The sequence below is a fragment of the Nitrosomonas ureae genome (genome assembly GCF_900108305.1).
Lineage (GTDB): Bacteria > Pseudomonadota > Gammaproteobacteria > Burkholderiales > Nitrosomonadaceae > Nitrosomonas > Nitrosomonas ureae_B.
The window spans coordinates 25,267-42,774 of the sequence record NZ_FNUX01000017.1 but is presented as its reverse complement, the minus strand read 5'-3'; the positions used below and the strand labels follow the sequence as shown (position 1 = coordinate 42,774).

At 43.1% G+C, this 17,508-nt stretch carries 19 protein-coding genes; 3 read left to right on the top strand and 16 right to left on the bottom strand.

Features of this window, described 5'->3' with window-relative positions; translation table 11 throughout:
- Positions 1–74: 74 nt before the first annotated feature.
- The 13 genes from C4S39_RS10080 to C4S39_RS10025 all read right to left on the bottom strand — a co-directional run bounded on the left by C4S39_RS10080 (position 75) and on the right by C4S39_RS10025 (position 11,053).
- On the bottom strand, positions 75–533 hold the full coding sequence (locus C4S39_RS10080) for a transglycosylase SLT domain-containing protein (protein WP_013646141.1): 459 nt from the start codon (positions 531–533) through the stop codon (positions 75–77).
- A 28-nt stretch (positions 534–561) separates the two neighbouring features.
- The gene (gene trbL, locus C4S39_RS10075; RefSeq protein ID WP_013646142.1) at positions 562–1,653 is read right to left on the bottom strand and encodes a P-type conjugative transfer protein TrbL; all 1,092 of its coding nucleotides are present in this window, start codon (positions 1,651–1,653) and stop codon (positions 562–564) included.
- A gap of 48 nt (positions 1,654–1,701) precedes the next feature.
- A complete protein-coding gene (locus C4S39_RS15340; protein ID WP_013646143.1) occupies positions 1,702–1,875 on the bottom strand; it encodes a hypothetical protein in 174 nt (57 codons plus the stop codon).
- Positions 1,876–1,898: 23 nt separating this feature from the next.
- Positions 1,899–2,699 carry a P-type conjugative transfer protein TrbJ gene (trbJ, locus tag C4S39_RS10070; RefSeq protein ID WP_103966896.1) on the bottom strand — a complete coding sequence of 267 codons (801 nt, stop codon included), beginning with the start codon at positions 2,697–2,699 and terminating at the stop codon, positions 1,899–1,901.
- Between the two features lie 17 nt (positions 2,700–2,716).
- The gene (locus tag C4S39_RS10065; protein ID WP_103966889.1) at positions 2,717–4,129 is read right to left on the bottom strand and encodes a TrbI/VirB10 family protein; all 1,413 of its coding nucleotides are present in this window, start codon (positions 4,127–4,129) and stop codon (positions 2,717–2,719) included.
- Between the two features lie 13 nt (positions 4,130–4,142).
- On the bottom strand, positions 4,143–4,661 hold the full coding sequence (locus C4S39_RS10060; protein ID WP_258039395.1) for a conjugal transfer protein TrbH: 519 nt from the start codon (positions 4,659–4,661) through the stop codon (positions 4,143–4,145).
- Positions 4,662–4,663: 2 nt separating this feature from the next.
- Positions 4,664–5,578 carry a P-type conjugative transfer protein TrbG gene (gene trbG / locus C4S39_RS10055; protein WP_181023804.1) on the bottom strand — a complete coding sequence of 305 codons (915 nt, stop codon included), beginning with the start codon at positions 5,576–5,578 and terminating at the stop codon, positions 4,664–4,666.
- 15 nt (positions 5,579–5,593) lie between these two features.
- Positions 5,594–6,370, bottom strand: a complete 777-nt coding sequence (locus C4S39_RS10050) for a VirB8/TrbF family protein (protein ID WP_103966888.1) — start codon at positions 6,368–6,370, stop codon at positions 5,594–5,596.
- A complete protein-coding gene (locus C4S39_RS10045) occupies positions 6,367–8,904 on the bottom strand; it encodes a VirB4 family type IV secretion/conjugal transfer ATPase (RefSeq protein WP_103966887.1) in 2,538 nt (845 codons plus the stop codon). Before C4S39_RS10045 ends, C4S39_RS10050 begins: the two co-directional genes overlap by 4 nt.
- Positions 8,901–9,212: a conjugal transfer protein TrbD gene (locus C4S39_RS10040; RefSeq protein ID WP_103966886.1), complete on the bottom strand. Its 312-nt coding sequence runs from the start codon at positions 9,210–9,212 to the stop codon at positions 8,901–8,903. The genes C4S39_RS10045 and C4S39_RS10040 overlap by 4 nt, the downstream gene beginning before the upstream one ends.
- 19 nt (positions 9,213–9,231) lie before the next feature.
- On the bottom strand, positions 9,232–9,627 hold the full coding sequence (locus tag C4S39_RS10035) for a TrbC/VirB2 family protein (RefSeq protein ID WP_103966885.1): 396 nt from the start codon (positions 9,625–9,627) through the stop codon (positions 9,232–9,234).
- A 21-nt stretch (positions 9,628–9,648) separates the two neighbouring features.
- Positions 9,649–10,608: a P-type conjugative transfer ATPase TrbB gene (trbB, locus tag C4S39_RS10030; RefSeq protein WP_103966884.1), complete on the bottom strand. Its 960-nt coding sequence runs from the start codon at positions 10,606–10,608 to the stop codon at positions 9,649–9,651.
- A gap of 82 nt (positions 10,609–10,690) precedes the next feature.
- The gene (locus tag C4S39_RS10025; protein ID WP_103966883.1) at positions 10,691–11,053 is read right to left on the bottom strand and encodes a helix-turn-helix domain-containing protein; all 363 of its coding nucleotides are present in this window, start codon (positions 11,051–11,053) and stop codon (positions 10,691–10,693) included.
- 428 nt (positions 11,054–11,481) lie between these two features.
- On the opposite strand from C4S39_RS10025, the gene C4S39_RS10020 reads away from it, so the two are divergent.
- Positions 11,482–12,546: a ParB/RepB/Spo0J family partition protein gene (locus tag C4S39_RS10020; RefSeq protein ID WP_103966882.1), complete on the top strand. Its 1,065-nt coding sequence runs from the start codon at positions 11,482–11,484 to the stop codon at positions 12,544–12,546.
- The gene (locus C4S39_RS10015; RefSeq protein ID WP_103966881.1) at positions 12,543–12,908 is read left to right on the top strand and encodes a KfrB domain-containing protein; all 366 of its coding nucleotides are present in this window, start codon (positions 12,543–12,545) and stop codon (positions 12,906–12,908) included. The genes C4S39_RS10020 and C4S39_RS10015 overlap by 4 nt, the downstream gene beginning before the upstream one ends.
- Before the next feature lie 27 nt (positions 12,909–12,935).
- Here the strand turns inward: C4S39_RS10015 and C4S39_RS10010 are convergent, their stop codons facing one another.
- The 3 genes from C4S39_RS10010 to C4S39_RS10000 form a co-directional block, all read right to left on the bottom strand.
- On the bottom strand, positions 12,936–13,289 hold the full coding sequence (locus C4S39_RS10010) for a hypothetical protein (RefSeq protein ID WP_103966880.1): 354 nt from the start codon (positions 13,287–13,289) through the stop codon (positions 12,936–12,938).
- Positions 13,282–13,974: a ParA family protein gene (locus C4S39_RS10005; RefSeq protein ID WP_103966879.1), complete on the bottom strand. Its 693-nt coding sequence runs from the start codon at positions 13,972–13,974 to the stop codon at positions 13,282–13,284. The genes C4S39_RS10010 and C4S39_RS10005 overlap by 8 nt, the downstream gene beginning before the upstream one ends.
- Positions 13,975–14,575: 601 nt before the next feature.
- Complete coding sequence (locus tag C4S39_RS10000; protein ID WP_103966878.1) at positions 14,576–14,950, bottom strand: YciI family protein; 375 nt, start codon at positions 14,948–14,950, stop codon at positions 14,576–14,578.
- A 618-nt stretch (positions 14,951–15,568) separates the two neighbouring features.
- Between C4S39_RS10000 and C4S39_RS09995 the strand changes: the two genes are divergently transcribed.
- On the top strand, positions 15,569–16,753 hold the full coding sequence (locus tag C4S39_RS09995) for an ATP-binding protein (protein WP_103966877.1): 1,185 nt from the start codon (positions 15,569–15,571) through the stop codon (positions 16,751–16,753).
- Positions 16,754–17,508 lie beyond the last annotated feature (755 nt).

Below are 17,508 nucleotides of genomic sequence, written 5' to 3'. Positions count from 1 at the left end.
ATCTCCTATGCGTAACATAACTCTGTTATTCACAACCTTTTACACAGAATTTGTGGATAACACATAGAACTGACTCAATCCATATGAATGCTGGGTATTTTATAGTTTTCCGTGATAAAACGATTTTCTAGCCAATCAGCCCATTTAGTGGCTTTGGCAATCAGATCAGCGCGATACTTTGCATTATATTTTGGAGTACGCGAATGATAATTAGCCACTCTTGTCCAGATGTCGCCTTTATCATTTTTGATATGTAGCCGCACACGCCATGCGGCCAGATCATAGGAATAACAACCCCGATTTGCTACATGATCCGACGTGATGCCATATTTGGATAAGTCTTGAAGATACGCGGTATTAAACTGCATTGAGCCAACATCGTGAGTACCGTTACTGTTACGCACCCATTGGCCCGGTTTGCCGCCCTCTTTTTCGGCTATCGCCAGCAAGATATTGGCTGGTATTTCATACTTGATGGCGGCTGTAATTGAGCACACCACTCTTTCCTGCATATCCGGTGGCAAATCCATCATCAATCAAATCGCTTAAATACCTTATCCATTATTTACCCCCTCCTTGCGAAATATTGTTCATACCCGCAGATTCCTGAGCCTGACCCTTTTCAATAGCGCTGCGTAAAGCATCCGGCCCCGCACTTCTTGCCGCTGCTAGCCGACCGGCTGCCAGTGATCCACCATAAGATGCAACGGCTGCCGCCGTACCAGCCGCTGCCATAAAGCCACCGGCGCTATAATTTCCAATTCCGGCGCTCGAGCCTATGCTACTACCCGTTATAATGCCAGCCAGTAACGATGGTAATCTGGAAATCAACACAAAAAATGCAATTGTAAAAATCAGCATAACCGCCAGTTCTTCATAATTCAGAACATTTTTACCCATTTTAGCGTAAAAACTGGATAACAGGTCACTACCAATACCAACAATCAGGAGCATCACAAATAGCTGAATACCGATACTCAGCACCGTTTTAAAGTAGTTAATGGCGATGTCGGATGTCCAACGCGCTCCGCCAAAGCCAAGTAAAAAGATACCCGCATACATCAACACCCAGGATGAAATTAGCAAGAGCAGCATATTGACTGCAATTACAGTCAATATAATCAGAATAATTAATGACATAATGAGACCGATTAAGCTATCTATGGGATCCAGTATATTCAAATTATTCATGGCTTGTTTCCAGATCAAAATGCCAATATCTACAATGCTGGAATGGCTGGAGCCACTTGGCAAACCGGCCGCACTTCTACCTAAATCCTCCATTGATATAATAAGAGTTCCAGCAATATTGTGACCTGATACGGCGTTGGTCAGCAGCCAGAAGTAAAACCCTGTGAAGATAATAAAACGGGTAAACTCGGCAAAGAAATCGCCAATATCGGCTTTACGCAACAACATCATGCCAAATGTCCACACCATCGATATGATCACCAGCGTCCAGAACAAACGCTCGGCTGCAGATTGGATAATGTTCTGCCAGGACTTTACTTTGCCACCAAACTTTTGAATAACCTGATCTAGTACGCTTTGATTAGTTGCCGGATCAATATAAGAAAGCTCTGCAAATGCACTAGCAGAAAAACACATCAGAAACAACATAATCATAAAAGTGGATGGGCTTATTCTGAGCATCTGCATGTCTCCCTGATTAAATTTTAGCCATGAGCTTTTTGCTACTCTTTACTCATCAAAACCTTCAGCATCTCTAACAGACCAATTCTTTCTTTCCGGCATCTCACTTAACTCTTTTCTAGGCTCCTTCAATTTAAGCTGGCCATCGGTTTTTTCGCATCCGGTTAAAACCAAAACTGAAATCGCAATAATGGCAATTATCAACATGTTGATTGTTTTCATGACTCTCTCCTTCGATTAGTGTTTTAAAAAGCGTCTCTTACAGACCAATTTCTACCAACTGGCAATATTTCAGGACTCAATCGCTTGGTTGCTGCCTCACGTGCAGCCTGTTGCATGGCCTTCAGATCTACCTCGGCCTGATTTTTTGTATTGAAAGCATTGTGCTGAGCTATCAGCATTTGACGCATTTGCAACAGCTGATTCGCTTGGTAGGCGGCCAATTGATTGGCATACTGAAAAGCTTCCATTTGCCCTTGAGCTGATTGAGTTTTTTGTTGTAAAAGTTGCAAATGAGCCGCATCCAGAGGAATCTGATTTTGATGCTCACTAAGCCCTCGTAAAAGGGAATCATTAGCATGTTTTTGTGAGTCTGTGCTCGTGTTTTGTCCATCCTGTAATAGTTTCCAGGCGGAATCGTTACATTTTTCCTCTAAAGTGAAGCAAGATGAGCTACGGTAATATTCAACATTGCGAAACCGTTGCATGTAGCTGTCTAGACCTCCATATTGTTGTTCATAATACCGTATGGAATTGGATAAATTGATTAGCTTAGTCATGGTGTATTCTACCTTCGCCCATACATAAGCAGGTGGTGCCAAAGTATTGCGAATCATGTTTTCATACTGCTGCAACTGGGTTCTGTATTGCTCAATTTGCTTTTCAGTTTGATTGATTGCTTCAATCGCTGTAATCGTAGATTGTTTTACATTCGCCATATCTATGACAGCCATTCCACCGGCTTTATTGATTGAGGAATAGCTTAAAATACCCAGGCTTAATACTATTGTGATCCACTGAATAGCTAGATTTTTACTATTTATCATAATCGAATGCTCCGGCATTAATAATCAAACGACTGATAGGGTTTAGAAAACTTCATGTCTTTGGTCACAATAATGTTAAAACGATACCCCGGCCTGATTTCCAATGTTGGTGAGATATTTAGATTCTTGCGAATCAAATTGGCGGTGACCAATCCCAATTGCTGACCCAGCGATTGGCTCATGATGCTACCGGCATTTTGCCGCCCGAACGCCCCACCTGCATCGCGCTGGCTATAAGTTGAACCGGCGACAATGGCTGACATAATCAGGGCTGAACCAAAGATGCGCAGGTAATGGTTATTGACCTGATCTTTAAACCCAGCATAACCCACCCCGTCAGCACCCGGCATGGCACCGATATCCATGGTTTTGCCATCCGGAAAGATGATGCGTTGCCAGGCGACCAACACACGCGCCTGACCAAACTCCACTTCGCTGGAATAAGTACCCACCAGCCTGGAGCCTTGTGGAATCAGGCGCCATTTGCCTATCGGAGAATCATAAATATGCTGGCTTACCTGTGCCATGATCTGGCCCGGCAAACTGGAATTAATACCGGATATCAGCGTTGCCGGTATGACAAATCCAGTTTGCAAGACATACGGTGTGGGAGGTTTTTTGACTTCACTATCCAGATTCCAGCGTGCATCCCCTTTTGCCGAATCAAAACGCGAATAATCTTGAGCCTGTCTGCCAACATCATCATCCAGCAAACGAGGAGCGCCATCGTTCATGAATTCATCACCCCTGCCCGCGCCCATTCCTCCCGCTATACTTGATTCCCCATCCTGTCTCAACCGCGCCAGACGCGCATGATACGCAGCCGTTGGATCCTCACGCAGATTTGCATCGATCTGTTGACGAACTGATGCCAATTTAGCCAACATTTCCTCGCGCGTTTTAGGTGCACCCGTGTTGGTTAAATCCGGGGATGATCCAGTACTTCTGGGTGCAATCACATTCACATTTGTTTTGGCCTTGATCGCTTCTTCCAGTTGCTGGCGTTTCAGCATCCGAATATGCTCGATGTCAGCATGATGCGAGGGATCAGTAACTGCATTCAGGGATGGCGGTAGAGGCGGCCTATCCAGATCCGATGGCCTCTCGATAATGATTCCCTGAATGGGTGATTTTGCAGGTGAATCCGAATTTATAGATTGGGCTTTAGGTTCTATGATGCCGCCGATATAGTCTTTGGCAATGAGCGAAGCAAAGAAATTGCTCGACTGAATATCACTATTAGCATTAGAATCGTATTGGCCTCGCTCAGCTGCGCGATTCATCGCGACGATCATCATAAGCAGCATGAATATCAGCATAATCGCGCCAAAAATGACAATCGGAAGGTTATTAACGCGCCGCACACCGGCGCTTCTTGCGACTACATCCGGCGATGAATCGGGTGATAAGAGTTTTGAATTGGTCGACATCTCCCCTACCCCCTTATTCTTTTCTTACCCAAAGACCGGCTGGATGAACACTGTCTGCCTGTGCCACAAATGCACGTGACAAGCGCGTATCGTCAATCGTAATATTGACATGATACAAATCACCCGACTGGTCAATTATGTAACTCAACGCCAATCCTGTCGATTGACTGGCACCATCTGTCTCATGATTAATAGCGATATCCGGAATGCTGTCGCCCATCAGAATTCTTGAAACAAAAAGAGAATTATCAGAATTGATTCTCTCCTGAACCGCAAACCCTTCGAGACGAAGATTTTCTATCAAGGCATGACCAAACGGGTCATTGACTGTATGACGCAGATTAAATTGCGTGTTTGCAGCCGGATACAGGCGCATTAATTGGGCGGTCACATCATCGGCCATCGCTTTGCTGGTTGCGAGTGACGGATTCTGAATAAAATTACCATAGGGTTGCGTGGCACAACCATTCAACAGAAATAAAACCGACATAAAGATAAAAACAGGGTTGGAGGTAAAAATCATTTTTTGCATAATCAATTCCCCCGCGTAATCATCACCCGGCTCTGATTGCCGCCCACACCCGCTATTAGAATAGCCTTATCGAACACGGTATCCACGATATAGCGATCACCCTGTAATCGGTAATTCACCATAACCGTTTCATCTTCACTAAAAAATCCACCTTCCTTAGTTAAAAGTAGCAAAGTCGGTGCTTCTGTCTGCGCCATGATGGCAGGCATCTGTATGATGGTCTTCTGGCCGTCGTTATAGACACGCAGCGGCTTCCAGGCGGCATCTCCGGCAACTGAATAGGCGAAGTCCAAGTTGCCCAGATATTCTCCGGTTTGCGCTATCGTATTTGAGCGTCTCACATCCATCGCATGACTCTCACGGGTCTTGATGGCATCCCATTTGGCAATCGCATCCTCGGGGTAAGTAAAACCCACTCTCGGCATGAAATCACGCCGATGAGACCGAAGCCGCATATGATACGTTCGCCGGTTGGTGGTTACCACGAGCGATGTCTCCAATCCAACATCCAGGGGTTTAACAATTAAATGCTGCACCTCTAGAGCTCCCTGCCCTGTCACGGCCGGTTCCACCAGCCATCGTGCCTGATCGCCCAGATGGATGGAATTCACCTGTTCTCCCGGCTGCAATTCAATATCGCATACCTGCAATACTGCACAGACGATGCTGGGTTGCTGTGAACCGAACAGAAAACGGATTGATCCATCCGGTCCCGCAACAGGTTTTGTGCCGCTAGGATTGGCTGCCTGCCATTTCTTCGCCAGATCAATGGCCGCGCGCTCCTGTGGCGTGAGCTGCGGGTTTTTATCGGTGAAATACGCATCCGACAAACCAGCAGCATAGCTTGGTGCAACCAGTCCTAGAGAGAAAATCAACATGCCAAGCCAACTGGTACTTAAAGAGAATAACGGTTTCATGATGAGTGACCCCCTTTATGTTTGTTTCGACCAGGAGAAATCCTGGATATAAATACCCAGCGGGTTATTTCGGATCTGTTCTTCTGTTGTGCTTTGGGTTGTCGGCTTGTTATAGACTCTCAATAAAGCACGCATCTTGAAAGGTGGCTCGGTTAAGTGTCCCTGCCGGTCATAGATTTTCTCCAGCCAATCAACCTGCCAGGTCTCCGGTGATTGGGGTATGACCGATATGATTTCAACATTGACGGTTTGTGTTTCAGCACGTTTGAAAGGACTGCTGGCTTCACTACTGTTGAACCATTCATTGGCTTTTGCAGTGGCCGGATCATTATTGGACAGCATGGCATAGGCACGAAAGATGGCGCGACGCTGCAAAGCAATATCTGGCGTCACTATGCGCAAATCATTGATGAATGCTGCAACTGAAGCATGCACTACGCGCTGATCGGCAACAGCAGCAATATCCGCCCGGGAAACCGCCACTGCTTCACCCAGTTTATTGACCTGAACGACATAGGGGATGAATTTGGATTGACTGCCGATAGCAATCACTCCACCCACTCCTGCCAGAGCAATCAATAAACAAAGAAGAGCAAACATTTGCCACATATTGCGCGAAGCCTGAATCCCGCGCATATGGTCATTCCAGGTACGCCGTGCTGACAGATAAGGATTTTCATTTTCACCGCAGCGGCGACCACCTTCCATGAATTCGTAATCCTCACGGATTTGTTTGTTCGAGTTAATTTTTCCGGCAATTCTTAATTTAAATAAATCACTGATTACACTCATCCAGCCACTCCATAGTCAGATAACGTTAACCCTTTAATCGCCAACCACTCGATAACCCACTTGTCACCGTACTTATCATGCAGGTTTTTGATGGTTGCAATCGATTCCTTATCGGTGGATCCTACAAAAGCTAGTGCCAATGGCCCGAGTGACAGGTCATAGAGTCGTCTGCCGTTCTCTGACACAGTGTAATATTGCTTTTTAGGAATGGCAGAAGCCAGAATCTCAATCTGGCGTGAATTGAGGCCCATGCGCCGATAGAGTGCTGCTGCTTCCTCGTCACGCGCGAATACATTGGGTAAAAATATTTTGGTGGCGGTGGATTCAACAATCACATCGAGAATGCCACTGTTTGCGGCGTCCGATAAACTTTGGGTTGCCATCAGTACTAAGCAGTTATTTTTACGCATGACCTTGAGCCATTCGCGGATCTTGGCGCGAAAGACCGGATGACCCAACATCAGCCAAGCTTCATCCAGAATGATGGCGGAAGGCTGACCATGCAGGCTGCGCTCGATGCGGCGAAACAGATACAGCAAGGTCGGCAGTGCGTATTTCTCACCGAGATTCATCAATTCCTCGATCTCGAATGTGGTGAATGATGAGAGACTCAATCCATCCTGTTCGGCATCGAGCAAATGTCCCATCATGCCATCAATGGTGTATTGCCGAAGCGCTTCACGGATGGTTTCATCCTGTATCGTCACCAGAAAATCCGATAAGGTTCTGGAGCCGCTTTGATGCATGTTAGCAATGGCGTGACTGATTTCATTGCGCTGTAACGGGGTGACTGTAATGCCGTTGAGTTCAACCATCAAACAAATCCATTCCAGCGCCCATGCACGATCGCTTTTAGTTTGCAAGAACTGTAATGGGCAGAAAGACAGTGATTCATCATCCCCTGCTACGGTGAAATGCTGACCACCCACAGCCCGGGTCAATGGATACATCGACATTCCCTTGTCAAAGCAATAAATCGATATGCCGGGGTAACGTCTCAATTGTGCGGCAATCAGCGCCAGGTGCGTAGATTTACCGGCTCCTGTCGGGCCGAACATGAAGGTGTGACCTAAATCGCGTACATGCAGATTCAGCCGGAAAGGGGTAGCGCCTTGAGTGACACAGTGCATCAAGGGCGGTGAATTGGGTGGATACATCGGACAAGGTGCTATAGGTTTACCTGTCCAGATGGTATTGACCGGCAACAGATCAGCCAGATTCATGGTATTGATGAGGGGTCTGCGTACATTCTCGACACCGTGGCCGGGTAGGCTCCCCAGATAGGCATCCATCGTATTGATCGTTTCAACCCGTGCAGCAAAGCCCAGATGATTGATTGCTTTCTCGACTCTGCGCCCTGCTTCTTCCAACGCAGTCCGATCTTCCATCATCAACACGACTACGCTGGTATAGTAGCCTTGGCCGACCATGCCGCTATTGGTCTCAGCAATGGCTGACTGCGCATCTTCAGTCATATTGAGCGCGTCCTCATCAATGTTGCTGCTTTGCAGGTTAAACACCTGATCAAGAAACCCACGAATTTTTTGTTTCCATCGCCTGCGGTATCTCTCCAGATGATTGACCGCTTCATGCGTATCCATAAAGATAAACCGCGATGACCAGCGGTACACGCCCGGCAACTCAGATAGGAGATTTAACATGCCGGGTGAGGATTCCAACGGAAAACCCTCAATCGAGACTACCTGAACGAAATTTCGACCAATTTTAGGCACCACCCCGCCCCACATTTCCTGACCACCCAGCAGCGTATCCAGATACATGGGATTGGCAGGTAACACCATTGGATGATCCAAACCGGTAATACATAATTGCAGCCACTGTAGAAAATCATCATGTGTCACCAAAGAACCATCTTCATTGACCTGCTTTTGACTTTTTAAGCGCGACAGATGAAATACGCTGGATAATCTGGATTCAAAATTGGCACATTCACGCTGGAAATATTCCAGCAATCCTTGCGTTCTGGCTTTTTGATCCGGTGCCTGAGTATCGTCATCAAACATCAGTTCGACGAACTTGCGCTGTGCCAGCATCGGCGGTAAGTATGACAGTGATACGATAAAGCAGCTCTCATACATGGTGCCGATACGCTCGAACAGATTGCGCCGTTCCTCATCAATGGCAGCGGTCACAGGATCAGGATAATTGGATAAGGCTTTGTCTGAATACGCTAACGCTGGTTTGCGAATGGCATCCACATGAATCATCCAGCCATTGCCCAAACGAGATAAGGCTTGGTTAATGCGGAATGACACGCGTTCACGCTCAGTATCGGTGCTGCTGGCGGTATCATCGCCGCAGAATATCCATGCGGCCATTAATGCACCGTTCTTGCCGACAATCACGCCATCTTCCACCACTGCCGCATATACCAGCAAATCGGCAAAACCCATTTCTTTTGATCGATGTTGATCCAGCCTTAATTCTTTGCCAGCATCACGAATACGCAGAAACAGCATCAGAAGCAGCAAAGCACCACACATTGCGATGAGGATGATCATTGCGGCAATCATGCGTGCTGTTTCTCCTGTGTGAGCGTATTGTCATAAAAAGGGGTGCTGCGCGCAGGATAGTATTTCTTGTATTGAATCTGACGTAAGTAAACATGACGCAGTTGCGGATCATTTTTAGCCATCAGTCGCAGTGCAAACAGCGCAAAAAACCACAGCCCTATGCCAAAGATCGTTGCCTTGATTTCCATCGCAACAAAGATGGATGTGGCTGCAATCAGGATAGAAAACATAACGAGTTCGCGGTCACCGCCCATAAACAAGTTGGGCCGATTACCCGATTGACGGATAGGTATGGTTCGAAGTGCCATGAGTTTGCCTCCTGTTTGACTAACTTTGAGGGATAGCTTCTTCTAACGCTACAATTGTCCCTGACGCTTCACCCGGAATAACCGCACCCTGGAATAGATTGGTCATCACATTGTTGGCTCCAACGAGTAACGCCATCACCAATACGATAAAAATCAAGGTGCGGAAAAAAGCATTGAGTTCGCCACCAAAGATCAAAATGCCGCCTGCAACCACAATGCCAACAATAGACAAGGTAAACGCAACGGGGCCGGTAACGGAGTTTCTGAGACTCACCAGCCAGGTTTCATAGGGAAGTGCTCCACCTGCGCCAACGGTTGCTTGGGCTTGATCAGCAAACGATAGCAATAAAAACAAGACGGCGAATGAATAGAAACAACTGAATGGAGAGACACCCTTGGTACTGATTAACTTCATTGATTGAATCCTATGACATATTTACAGCTTTTTAATTTGATAATTTCCTCTTTTAAAACCTTGTACTTCAATGATTTGTTGGATTTGTCTGCCATGTGGTGCGCGCGTGATATGCACCACCATATCAACCGCCTCTGCGATCAAAGGCATGATCTCTTTAGGTGCTGAAGGATTACGTGAAATCAGGGATTCCAGGCGGGTGAGTCCTGACATTGCATCATTGGCATGCAATGTAGCGGCACCGCCCTCATGACCCGTGTTCCAGGCATCGAGCAAATCCAGGGCTTCTGCACCTCTTACCTCACCTACCAGAATGCGATCCGGACGCATACGCAATGTTGTTTTTAACAACTGCGTCATGTTGACATCGAGTGTGGTGTGATACTGGACGAAATTCTCGGCAGCGCATTGAATCTCGCCGGTGTCCTCCAGGATAAAGATGCGCTCATCCGGGTCACTCCGAACCATTTCATTGATGATGGCGTTGATCAAAGTTGTTTTACCTGACCCGGTACCACCAATGACTAAAATATTGCGGTGCTTGCGCACAGCCTCTTTAATGACATCACAGTGTCTTGGCGACAGCACGCCAGATTCTACATACTGCTCAAGCGTAAAAATATTGATGGCTTTTTTACGGATGGCAAAAGTGGGCGCTGTAACAATGGGGGGTAATTGACCGGCAAAGCGTGAGTTATCGAGTGGAAACTCACCTTCAATGATTGGATTGAATCGATTGATTTCCTTGCCGTGGAAACCCGCTACCGTTTTAATGACAGCCTCAGCCTGGGCAGCCTGGATATTTCCGATATGTTGTATCTTTTGACCAAGCTTCTCCTGCCAAATCCGGCCATCGGCATTGACCATGATTTCAACCGTCTGAGGATCTTGCAGTGCAGACAGTATTTCCCGTGCATCGCGCTCCAGCTTGCTTTTAGCCCGATCTTTAACGGTTGTGATGTTAGGTGAGTGGTCGGACATTGTTATATCGGTGCAGCAATAAATAAATATTGCTTACAACGATATAATAATAATTAATACTATGCAATATATTTTTATTGTTTCATTTTATTTTCCTCATGATCTCGCGGTTTTCGCGATCCCATTGCGCGACCTGGAATGCCTGAAACTCACTCAATACAGCGCCCTTCCAGACAAATCCCTTAGCCAGATGTCCAGCACTGCCATCTGCTAATAAGGCTCGCTCTGCTGTACTCATATCCGAATTGTCGAACAATAGCGGCAGCGGCGTATCCAGCGCCTTGGCAATCGCTTCTATGACTCTGAGCGATGGATTGGCTTTATCATTGGTCAGTTCAGTAATAAAAGAGATTGAAATACCCGCTTTTTCTGCCAGCTCAGCTTTTGTTATTTTCTTCTCGCGCAGAATTCTTAAAATGTTTGTTGTTAGAATTAAATTATACATATCGTAAATTGCGGCTCCCTTAACCGTTAAGTATTTGTCTTTTGGTTTAATTCATAATCATTTTTAATATACATAATTGTATTAAGGTTATAATGCATGTTCATGGATAAAATATACAATTCCCCGGTCAAATAAATATTTATAACAGATAGAATATCGCCTGGTTGCGATGTTTTTGGCGTCTATGATTCTTAGCTGTGTTTCCAGGCTAGTTCATAACAAGATCAATGGTTTAACTTTGGAGGGTATTTTATCAAATGTTTATGTCTATTCCTTTTCTTGCTTTGAGCAAGTCATTTTTATCTGAAAAGATACATTCCCCATTCACTTAAATTGAGAAGAATTATAGTAATGAAATATTGCCCTTAATTTTCACAGAATTCTATAACTCAGGAAATTACTTCTAAAACAAAGTAATAATTAAATCAATGACAAGTAAGAAAACTTTATCCGATGAGAGGAATAAAGCGCCTGATGTGTTGGGCGCGAGTCAGATTTCACTTGATTTAATTATGGAAGATGCAGCTCAACCTAGAAAAACTTTTGATGCGGCTTCACTCGCAGAATTAACAGAAACGATTAAACTGCGAGGTGTAAAAACCCCTATATCAGTGCGTCCCAATCCAGACAAACCCGGAACCTATATTATCAATCATGGCGCCAGAAGATATCGCGCCAGTAAAAATGCAGGACTTAGATCAATACCCGCCTATATTGATGCCGATTACAGTTTGGCGGATCAGGTAGTTGAAAACTTGCAACGGGATAATCTGACATCACGCGAAATCGTTGATTATATCGGGCGTGAGATTGCTGCTGGTAAAACCCATGAACAAATAGGCAAATTCATTGGCAAATCGGCTTCCTATGTGTCATTACATGCAGCGGCCATGGATTTACCCGATCCTATTGCCGAGCTGTTTAATTCCGGAAATTTGACAGATATAGCAGCCATATTTAATCTTAAAAAGATATTCAAAAACTATCCATTGGAACTGGTCGATTGGTTGAAATACAGCCGACCAGAAGACATTACCCGCACTAAAATACAGCAGTTTAGAAAATTCCTGGAATCAAAGGATGATGAAAAAGGAATTGTGGATGAATTAACCCGCCAAGCCCCCTACCCCTCTACAGACAGTCTTGAGATCAAAGCAGAAAAGAAAGAACGCAGCCATAAATCCCCTGCCGATCAATTGCTGGTCTATATTTATATACGTCTAAAGAAAAGAACGCATCAACCAAAAGACATCATGAGAAAACTATCTGATGCGCAAAAGACAATGATTATCGATGCGCTTAAAGTCTACTTTATTGCCGGTCGAAAGTGTAAGGATCTTTTTCACTCTATCTTATATTCATTGAAAGACGGCGACTTTGATGGAACAGGTCGCGGTGCTTTTAACCTGACCGCCTTCTTTTTTGGTGTAAACAAGAAAGAATTTGACTTGGAAATGATCATTCAAGAAGTCTATCTCAATTTATCCAAATGAAACAACGTCTCTTAGTCATGAACGGGCAGAAAATCCTTCAGAATTTTAATGAAAATGAATGGAAAACTACCGGATTAATTAAGAAAGCTGAGGAAGGTATCAAGCCAGGTATCTATAATATTTATTTGGCAAAAAAAGCTGAAACGGAAAATAAAGCCTATGAAGGTTTAATTCTCTTTATCGACAAGCAAGAAGGTGTTGTTTATCAACAAGTAAGAAAAGACTTTATAGCGCACAAACTGGAATCCTTTAGCTCTCCCCCACCCATTGGTAAGAATGTTTCTATTCAGTACGACAATCATGAGAAATTGAATCTGATTAAAGTAGATGCTGTTAGCAATAAAAAAATGCACAAAATATAATCACAAATAAAAACTATTCTATTGTATTTATTTTATGATCTCCTTATAACCTTGCAATAAGTCTTTTAAATCATTTTTTTCAATCAGCGCCAAAAGTGCTTGTTCAAAAGTTGTATGATCGTGAACCCCTAACTGTTCACCAATATCCTGAAATAATTCTTTTATTCCATCTCGACACTTTAAATTTAATTGATTTTTAAAAGGTGATTGTGGTTTTCTTCTCCTCTGACTTTTATTTTTCCTACTTACAAAACCTGATTGCTCTGCCACTTTTTCAAGAGTTTTTATTTCTGTTTCCCTATTTTTCTCTTTTTTAACTGGTATAAATTCTGATATATCAAGATCATCACTTAAATTTAAATGTGCACGTTCTTTAGTCATGATTTTGGCCTCTTTCTCTCTTTATACCCTTGATTCTTTCGATAACTTCAACCGCCAGAGCATGGGCATTTGCAATTGCTTTTTCAATACCAGATACTTGTCTTGGATCTAAATCATTGACCGTACCACCGAAAGACCTAATGGCTCTAAATGCTTCTCTATCGATCAGGCTAGTTTTAAAAATATCAACTCCTGCATCACGAAATTCATTCATGATATGTTTTAAAGTACGTGGCGTAATTGCTGGATTTGTGCGCGTCATAAGTACAGCAAAAGGAATTGAGCGACTTAATACCTTTGCCTGCCGATTAACTAATTTAATGGTTTTTGCTGCTTCGTCTGCATCATCTTGTGAACCTTGACATAGCGTGATTACTAAATCTGCACGGCTTATTGCGCTAGCAACCGCCATACTTGCCGTTCCTTCTAAATCTACAAGAACAAAAGCTGTTTGTTCTTGAGCATTATCTATATCATCTATAATCGTTTCTTCAGTCGATTTTTCAACAAGCTTTATATTCGATGGACAACCATCTTTCATAGCCCATTTTGCACTATGTTGGTTTGGGTCAGCATCAATTAATGTAACACTTGTATTATGTTGTGCAAGTTCTGATGCCAGAACAATAGCTGCGGTGGTTTTCCCTGCTCCACCTTTAGATGATGCAAAAACAATTATCGGCATGTTATGCCCTTCCTTTTTATAAACGATAGCTATCTAGCTAGCTTAAATAGAATGATAGTCAGATAGCTATCTTAGTATTAACCACTATCCTACGGATAAAGCATTAGATACATGTTATCATAGATAGCTAACAAGCTATCTAATATTATTTATAGCTGGATAGCTATCTTTATAGAAGATAATTTCCTAAGCCTCTTAACAAGAATTAATCATCTCAGGATTGTTAAAAATCGCTAAATATAGTTAGCTATCATGCTATCTAATATTACAAGGATATCCAGATAGCTATCTTATTATTAATCATTATTGGTAGGATAACCCCAGATGCATATTACTATAGATAATATACCTATGAACATATATAGATAGCTTGTTAGCTATCTATATAAAAATCAACTCAATAACTTCACGGCTTTTAATTTTTATATTCATATAACAAGCATAATGTTGATAGCTATCTAGGTAGCTTAAATTGAATGATATCTGGATAGCTATCTTTAGAGGATATCATTTCATGAATCTCTTAATAAAGTTTAATCATCCCAGCGTAGAGCCTCAGTTTTAAAATGGTGAGGCAAGATTCAATTCCCGATGTGCGGATTCATTCTAAATCAGACATCTCGTATAGCGGGCGGATTTCGATCTCGCTCGGTCCCGGCATGGGATTGGGGCAGCGCTTCACCCAGGCGACCGCCTCGTCCATATCCTTGACTTCCCAGAGCCAGAAACCGGTGACCAGCTCGCGCGGGTGGGGGAAAGGCCCGTCAATAACTGTACGGTTGGGTCCATCGAACGCAATACGCTTGCCCTGCGAAGATGGCGTAAGGCCGTCACAGTTTCCGTCCTTCATAATGCCTGCCGTAACCAGCTCGTCATTAAATCTGCCCATGGCCTCCATCATCTCCCTCGTCTCGGCCGTCGGGACAAAGCCCTTTTCGCTGTCTTCGGTAGCCTTCACTAACACCATCACACGCATCGTCTGTCTCCTTATTAGAGTCGGCTCACCAGCCTAGTATACAAAGGATGATTATTTTAGGTTCCTGAAAATTTATTAGATGGTTAAGACGCAGGGCACTATTGGCGGCTGAAAACCGTCACGTTACTTTCAACTGAAACACTACCCATCTCATTTTTGTTAAAAAATAACTTAACATAGTTAGCTATCCAGCTATCTATAATAGATAAGATATCAAGATAGCTATCTTAATATTTTTAAATGCAAGAAATTAATATGTAAAATCGAATGGGGGATTCCTGACCTAGCTATTACTAGTTATAGAGACAATATATGTGACAACTCCGCCATTTTTTCAAGTGGCGGAGCTGGTATATCACCGTTTGCAGTCATCGGCATCCCTGCCTGTACTGCATAATTACTATAACCTAATTTAGAAAAACATGTGAACCGAATAAATATCCGGCTTCATATGACGAAATCGGAAGGAGTATCCGTGTATAAATGGGAAAAGAGGGGAGGGGGATTTATAACAATATCAGTGACATACTGTTTGAAACAACATAAACATCCACTAATCACTACATACTTCAGAGCAATAACTATGCAATTTTAATATTTAATGTTATATATGCGCAGATGATAAAAAGGCATCTTGAAGATAAAATTCGTTCTGCTCTGGCAACCAATTCGTCTGTGGCTCTTATGGGGCCACGTCAAGTAGGAAAAACGACGCTTGCTATTAATATTGCGGATACTATTCCATCTGTTTATCTTGATCTTGAAAACCGAATTGATCTTCAGAAAGCACAGGACATTGAAGCCTTTCACAAAGAAAACAGCGATAAGCTGATTATTCTAGACGAAGTACAACGATTACCGGATATTTTTGCGCCGATCCGTGGATTAATTGATCAACAACGAAGAAAAGGAAACAGGGTAGGGCAGTTTCTGTTTTTAGGATCAGCCTCAATTGATCTGCTGAAACAATCCAGCGAAACTTTGGCCGGGCGTATTTCTTATATCGAAATGTTTCCGGTTAATGTCCTGGAATATACAAAAAGTGCTCAACATTCCGAAGCAGTAAATGATCTCTGGTTGAAGGGTGGTTTTCCTGACAGTCTGTTGACCAGTAATGACGAAACCAGCTTGAACTGGCGCTACGATTTTATCAGAACCTACCTTGAACGGGATATTCCGCAGTTGGGACCAAGAATTCCTGCAGAAACATTAGAAAGATTCTGGACGATGCTGGCGCATAGCCAGGGAACAAATATTAATGCCTCAAAGCTTGCATCCAATATCGAAGTTTCAAGCGTAACAGTGGCTCGTTATATTGATCTTCTGGTTGATCTACTTCTAATTCGTAAAATACATCCTTATACGGCCAATATTAAAAAGCGCCTTGTCAAATCGCCTAGAATCTATGTGCGTGATAGTGGCATCACTCATGCACTGTTGAATATCGGTTCTTATAATGATCTACTAGGTCATCCGGTCGTCGGAAAAAGCTGGGAAGGGTTTGTTATAGAAAATATAGCATCTGTTTTACCTCCTCGCGTAAGGTCATATTACTATCGAACGGCAGGCGGGGCTGAGATTGATCTTGTCCTGGAATTTGGTGTTAATGAAAGATGGGCAATAGAAATTAAAAAAGGCACATCTCTTAGCTTAGGACGTGGATTTCATGAGGCTTGCGAAGATATTAAGCCGCAAAAAAAGTTTGTCATTTATGCTGGAAAGGATAGATTTCCATTACCGCATGATATTACGGCCATCGCCATATATGATTTTATGGATATTCTGAAAGGAAAAAGGGAATAATGAAATTTGGCTGCTATCCATAGTCTGCACTATAGATTTGATATATCTAGGTAGAGATTGCCTTTTGCTGCAAGGGGGCGTTTTGAAATCACTAAAACCCCTTTTACCTCGCAGTGTTTGCGTTGAAAAGTAAATATATTACAAGTCATTGAATATAATTGTTCATTTATACATGTACATCACTGTTTTTTAAATATCCTCGGGGTTTGGGGCAGACAGCCCCAATATTTTTGTGAGTGAAACGATCTTGATTAGTAGATTATCATTCAGTTGTTTAATAAAGTGTATTAAACGAGCTCAGTTGTGTTATATCGATCAAAGGTACGGAATGGGTTCATTTATTTATTCGGCGCGCTTGTGATGCGATCTAAGGCAAACTAGGTGTATTCTGAATTGATTATTCTTCATTATTCTTTATCTTTGTAAGGCTCTGTACTTTGGTGGTTTAATTAAATCGTTTAAAATGTTATCCACATGTCCACAGGTATGATTAATTAAAGACTAATATAAAAAAGATTAAAAGAAGAAAAGAATAGGGTTTTTTTGGATATTTATTTTCTTAATATAATCATAAAGATATCGAACATTTATATATTCAAACTGTGAGTTATAACTACTACTTGTAGTTATCTGTGAGGTGTACCTTCTACATTTTGGCTTATCTGTGAGTTATACCTTCTACGTTGCGTGTACTAAACCTTCTACCTTTTTAATGATGTGTGAGTTATACCTTCTATCCTTTTATAAAAATTCAA

Coding starts and splice junctions, on each gene's coding strand:
- C4S39_RS10080 (WP_013646141.1), bottom strand. CDS start 533: ATGATGGATTTGCCACCGGATATGCAGGAAAGAGTGGTGTGCTCAATT.
- trbL (WP_013646142.1), bottom strand. CDS start 1,653: ATGCTCAGAATAAGCCCATCCACTTTTATGATTATGTTGTTTCTGATG.
- C4S39_RS15340 (WP_013646143.1), bottom strand. CDS start 1,875: ATGAAAACAATCAACATGTTGATAATTGCCATTATTGCGATTTCAGTT.
- trbJ (WP_103966896.1), bottom strand. CDS start 2,699: ATGATAAATAGTAAAAATCTAGCTATTCAGTGGATCACAATAGTATTA.
- C4S39_RS10065 (WP_103966889.1), bottom strand. CDS start 4,129: ATGTCGACCAATTCAAAACTCTTATCACCCGATTCATCGCCGGATGTA.
- C4S39_RS10060 (WP_258039395.1), bottom strand. CDS start 4,661: ATGCAAAAAATGATTTTTACCTCCAACCCTGTTTTTATCTTTATGTCG.
- trbG (WP_181023804.1), bottom strand. CDS start 5,578: ATGAAACCGTTATTCTCTTTAAGTACCAGTTGGCTTGGCATGTTGATT.
- C4S39_RS10050 (WP_103966888.1), bottom strand. CDS start 6,370: ATGAGTGTAATCAGTGATTTATTTAAATTAAGAATTGCCGGAAAAATT.
- C4S39_RS10045 (WP_103966887.1), bottom strand. CDS start 8,904: ATGATTGCCGCAATGATCATCCTCATCGCAATGTGTGGTGCTTTGCTG.
- C4S39_RS10040 (WP_103966886.1), bottom strand. CDS start 9,212: ATGGCACTTCGAACCATACCTATCCGTCAATCGGGTAATCGGCCCAAC.
- C4S39_RS10035 (WP_103966885.1), bottom strand. CDS start 9,627: ATGAAGTTAATCAGTACCAAGGGTGTCTCTCCATTCAGTTGTTTCTAT.
- trbB (WP_103966884.1), bottom strand. CDS start 10,608: ATGTCCGACCACTCACCTAACATCACAACCGTTAAAGATCGGGCTAAA.
- C4S39_RS10025 (WP_103966883.1), bottom strand. CDS start 11,053: ATGTATAATTTAATTCTAACAACAAACATTTTAAGAATTCTGCGCGAG.
- C4S39_RS10020 (WP_103966882.1), top strand. CDS start 11,482: ATGACAAGTAAGAAAACTTTATCCGATGAGAGGAATAAAGCGCCTGAT.
- C4S39_RS10015 (WP_103966881.1), top strand. CDS start 12,543: ATGAAACAACGTCTCTTAGTCATGAACGGGCAGAAAATCCTTCAGAAT.
- C4S39_RS10010 (WP_103966880.1), bottom strand. CDS start 13,289: ATGACTAAAGAACGTGCACATTTAAATTTAAGTGATGATCTTGATATA.
- C4S39_RS10005 (WP_103966879.1), bottom strand. CDS start 13,974: ATGCCGATAATTGTTTTTGCATCATCTAAAGGTGGAGCAGGGAAAACC.
- C4S39_RS10000 (WP_103966878.1), bottom strand. CDS start 14,950: ATGCGTGTGATGGTGTTAGTGAAGGCTACCGAAGACAGCGAAAAGGGC.
- C4S39_RS09995 (WP_103966877.1), top strand. CDS start 15,569: ATGATAAAAAGGCATCTTGAAGATAAAATTCGTTCTGCTCTGGCAACC.